Origin of the sequence: Bifidobacterium santillanense (assembly GCF_018555385.1) — a bacterium.
GTDB classification, from domain to species: domain Bacteria; phylum Actinomycetota; class Actinomycetes; order Actinomycetales; family Bifidobacteriaceae; genus Bifidobacterium; species Bifidobacterium santillanense.
This window is the reverse complement of record NZ_JAFEJS010000025.1, coordinates 1-2,953: the sequence shown is the minus strand read 5'-3', so window position 1 is coordinate 2,953 and position 2,953 is coordinate 1. Positions and strand designations below refer to the sequence as shown.

The following is a 2,953-nucleotide window of genomic DNA, read 5'->3' as shown; positions in this document are numbered from 1 at the left end:
GCAGCCCATTGCGGACACACATTCTGGCCGGCCTTGAAAGTCCCGGCAACCACATTCAAACCAGCGAAACGCCAATCAGCACAAGGCCTCACAAGCCGAAACAGACACACATTTTGGCCTATAACCCCCCTTTTGCGTATTCCGGCCGGTCGCTGCGGGATGAGGCGGCGCCGGCCCGGTGGGCGGTACGCGGATCAGACGAACAGGGCGGCGTCGACGGCGGGGTAGCCGAGGTCGAAGGCGCGCCAGGCGCGGGAGGCGGCGGCCCTCGACAGCCACCGCAGCGTCCTGTCCGACGCATGGACGGTCGCGCCGGAGGCAGTCGAGTCGGAATCCGCGTCATCCGATTCGCCGACGGCGTCGGTGATCGCGTCGACGTATTCGCGGGCGCAGTTCATCTCCACGACGGACACGGTGCTCGCGGCGATGCCGGTGGCGGGATCATCGATCGCATCGGGATGGGCGATGAGGTCGTCGACCGTGTAGACCTTGAGCCGCGGGTCCTTGTCCGCGCCGGAGAGCGTGAACAGACGCTCCGCCGCGGTCTTGTGGTTGTCGGACATCGCGAGCGTGGCGCCGCTCACCTTGCGCGCGGCGAGCACCTCGATCGAGAAGCCGGCGCGGTCCTCGGCCAGCGACAACGCGGCCAGGGCGTCGGGATCGATGTCGAATCCGACGACGTCGCCGTAGTCGACGGAGGACGGGGCGGGGGAGGACAGGCCCAGACGCGCGGCCAGACCCTGCGCCGCATACGAGGCCTGCGCCGAGCGCAGGGTGCCCTCGGCGAAACGTCCGTTGCAGCCGACCGCGACCGTCGTCCATTCGGCGGCGGAGGCGCGCGCGGCGAGATAGCGCATCATGACGGGACGGGCGTCGGACGCGCCGACGGTCCGACGGACCGCGCCGGTGCCGCCGGACGCCTCGAGATAGGCGCTTTCGCAGGTGCTCAGCGTCGTGGCGTCGTCCACCTGCGCCTGAAGATGGGGTGCGGAGCAGCCGGCGAGCGGCATGATCGCGGCCGCCAGCACGGCCGTAGCACGCAGGCGCGCGTGCGACGCGCGGGTCGTACGGGTCGCGCGTCCGCCGCCGGGCGTCCATGACATGCGCTCCGCATATGCCGATGCCGAGCCCGATGCCGGCGACGAACCGTCCGTATCCCGAAGTGTCTGCATAAAACAGTAGAGTAGACACCGACTATGACCATATCGGCCACAGACGGGCCATTCGCCGCAATAACTTAAGGGAGGTCTTGCGAAATGGAACTGGACCTGACGTCAATCCACAAGCTCGCAGCGGAGCAGGGCATCGATGCGGAAACGCTCGACGCGGCACTCTCGGAGGCGCTCCGACTCGCGTATCTCAAGACCCCGCACGCGGCCAAGCACGCTCGCGTCGAACTCGACGAGCGCGCCGGCACCTTCACGGTGTGGGCGGCCGACGAGACCCCGGGCACGCCCACCGAGGAGGATCCGCATCCGGCGCCGATCATCGGCGAGGAGTATGACGATACGCCGAAGGACTTCGGCCGTCTCGCCGCCTCCACCGCCCGCCAGGTGCTCACCCAGCTTTTCCGCCGCGCGGAGGACGAGAGGGTGTTCGGCTCCTTCGTCGACCAGCGGGGCAAGCTCATCACGGGCATCGTCCAGCAGGACGTCAAGGACCCGGCCAACGTGCACATCGCCGTGGGCGATGTGGAGGCCCTGCTGCCGCGTCGCGAGCAGGTGCCGGGCGAGCGCTACCGTCACGGTGAGCGTCTGCGCGTGTACGTCGTGACCGTCGGCCGCGGCGTGCGTGGCCCCGAGGTCGTCGTCTCCCGTTCGCACCCGGATCTGGTGCGTCGTCTGTTCGAGCGCGAGGTGCCGGAGCTCACCTCCGGCGCGGTGTCGATCATGGCGATCGCGCGTGAGGCCGGAGCCCGCACGAAGATCGCCGTGAAGGCCAACACCGACGGCGTCAACCCCAAGGGTGCGCTGATCGGCCCCGGAGGCGCCCGCGTGCGCGCCGTGATGGAGAACCTCGGTCCCGAGAAGATCGACATCGTCGACTACTCCGAGGACCCGGCCAAGTTCGTCGCGGCCGCCCTCAGCCCTGCCGTGGCCACCGGCGTGCAGGTCATCAGCGAGAAGAACAAGACGGCCATCGCCTTCATCCATGACGACCAGCTCTCCCTCGCCATCGGCAAGGAGGGTCAGAACGCCCGTCTCGCCGCCAAGCTCACCGGCTGGAAGATCGGCATCGAATCCGCCGAGGCCCATGCCAGGAAGGTCGCGGCCGAGAAGGCTGACTGACCGCCATCGGACGTCGCCGGGTCATGCGCCCGGCGAAATCGTCGGGCGTGGCACATCCAGCGTACTGGGTATGCTTGATGCGGTATGCCGGGCGCAAGCATGCCCGGCCGAAGAATGAGGAATTCACAATCATGGTCGCACGATGAACAGGCTCGCCGTCATCGAGATTTGACCGCGCCGGCGCGTGGTCACGATAAGGAGAACAAGTAGTGGCGAAACCACGCGTTTATGAAATTGCCAAGGCCCTTGGCGTCGACAGCAAGACCGTGCTGGAGAAGCTCAAGGACATGGGGGAGTTCGTCAAGTCCGCCTCCTCCACCGTCGAACCCCCGGTGGTTCGCAAGCTGAAGTCCGCCTTCGCCGACCAGAACGGTCACGGCGACAAGGGCGGCAAGCAGGGCGCCAAGCCCGCCGTTCCGGGCCCGAAGCCCGCAGCCGCCAAGCCGGCCGCCCCGCACGCCGCGGCGCCGAAGCCGGCCGCCCCTGCCCCCCTCCCCCCACCGCCCCCCGCCTCCCGCCGCGGCGGCGAGACCCGTCAGCACGCCGTGCCTCCCCCCCCCGCCCGCCTCGCTCCGCGTCCCCCCCGCCCCCGTCAGCCCGCGCCGACAGGCCAGCCCCACCGTGCCCCCAACCCCCGCCCCACCCCACGCCCGGCACCCGCCCCC

General features: G+C 69.3%; 3 protein-coding genes. 2 read left to right on the top strand and 1 reads right to left on the bottom strand.

The genetic code is table 11. The annotated features are described in order from the left end of the window. Positions 1-194: 194 nt before the first annotated feature. A complete protein-coding gene (locus tag JS528_RS11410; RefSeq protein WP_214359154.1) occupies positions 195-1,103 on the bottom strand; it encodes a hypothetical protein in 909 nt (302 codons plus the stop codon). A 153-nt stretch (positions 1,104-1,256) separates the two neighbouring features. On the opposite strand from JS528_RS11410, the gene nusA reads away from it, so the two are divergent. Then, positions 1,257-2,288 (top strand): transcription termination factor NusA, encoded by a 1,032-nt coding sequence (gene nusA, locus JS528_RS11405; RefSeq protein WP_214359153.1) that lies wholly within the window; start codon positions 1,257-1,259, stop codon positions 2,286-2,288. A 209-nt stretch (positions 2,289-2,497) separates the two neighbouring features. Next, a partial coding sequence (locus JS528_RS11680) for a translation initiation factor IF-2 N-terminal domain-containing protein (RefSeq protein ID WP_338069788.1) occupies positions 2,498-2,953 on the top strand: 456 nt, incomplete at its 3' end.